1 protein-coding gene is annotated in these 1,168 nt (G+C 42.8%); it reads right to left on the bottom strand.

Going from position 1 to position 1,168, the window contains the following annotated elements:
* Positions 1–1,129 (bottom strand): IS3 family transposase gene (locus tag H9631_RS22120; RefSeq protein ID WP_191816618.1). Its coding sequence is split into 2 segments (ribosomal slippage), with 1,130 coding nucleotides annotated over them: positions 1–880 and positions 880–1,129; the frame shifts between segments, so codons are not numbered across the junction. This gene is flagged as partial in the annotation.
* Between the last annotated feature and the right edge of the window lie 39 nt (positions 1,130–1,168).

Raw genomic sequence — 1,168 nt, 5'->3', positions numbered from 1 at the left:
ATAGTACATATTCCAGCCTGATGCTTGCGCTTATATTCACTGGGTGTTAAATAGCCAAGCGATTCATGGATCCGAATATGATTAAACCAATTCACATAATCAAATAGCTCCAGATCCAGTTCCTGTTGGCTGGAAAAAACGGCGCCATTGACGAACTCTGTTTTGATCGTCTTAAACATAGCTTCCGCAACGGCATTGTCATAGGGCGTTCCTTTTGCGCTCAGGGAACGCTCGATGTCAAAGGCCTCAAGAGCTTCATCGATAAGCTTATTTTTAAACTCACTGCCCCGATCGGTATGGAACAATTCGAGGCAATTTAGACTGTAGGGAACCGATGCAAAGGCACGCTGAACTAAGGCTGCAGTTTTCTCGGGACCGGCACTGTAGCCAATGATTTCACGATTATATAAATCTACCAAAATACAGATGTAATGCCATTTCAGTCTGACACGGACGTAAGTCAGATCACTGACACCGACCTTTAACTCCTTGTCCTGATTAAACTCTCGATTGAGTACGTTTCCAACTTCCGATTCATTGACTGAAGTTTTCCGGGGGGTAAACTGGGCCACGGTATACTTGGAGACCAGTCCCTGCTCTTTCATAATGCGCCCAATACGACGGCGTGACACCTGCCAGTCCTTCTTTTGAAGCTCAATCTTTATTTTTCTCTGGCCGTAGTTATTTCTGCTGGATTTGAATATGTCTTTAATCAGCCTTGTCAGTTCCTCTTCTTTCTGGTCATCTCTGATTTTGGCTTCATAATAATACGTACTTCTAGGGATTTGCAGGACGTCGCACATTGCTGATACTGAGTATTTGTGAGCGTTATTTCGAATCACATCTACTTTCGTCCCATGATCAGCGCAGCTTGCTTTAAAATGTCATTCTCCATCGCAAGTCTTTGGTTTTCTTTACGTAGCTTAATCAGTTCTTCCTGTTCAGGCGTTCGGTTATCTTTTTCTTCAAAAGAGCCTGTCGTATTGTGTTGACGGACCCATTTATCAAAGGAAGAAGGTGTCAGATCATACTCCCTGATGATTTCGGCTCGTGGCTTGCCAGTTGCATACAGCTGTACGATTTGTTCTTTAAATTCTTTTGAAAAAGTTCTTCTTTTCCTTTTGGTCATTCTCGATTCTCCTCTGACTAGATTGAATCAAGTCTATAT

Source organism: Bacillus norwichensis, from assembly GCF_014836955.1.
Taxonomy (GTDB): Bacteria; Bacillota; Bacilli; order Bacillales; family Bacillaceae_C; genus Siminovitchia; species Siminovitchia norwichensis.
Note: the sequence above shows the minus strand (reverse complement) of the source record. Positions and strands in the feature narration are given on the sequence as shown.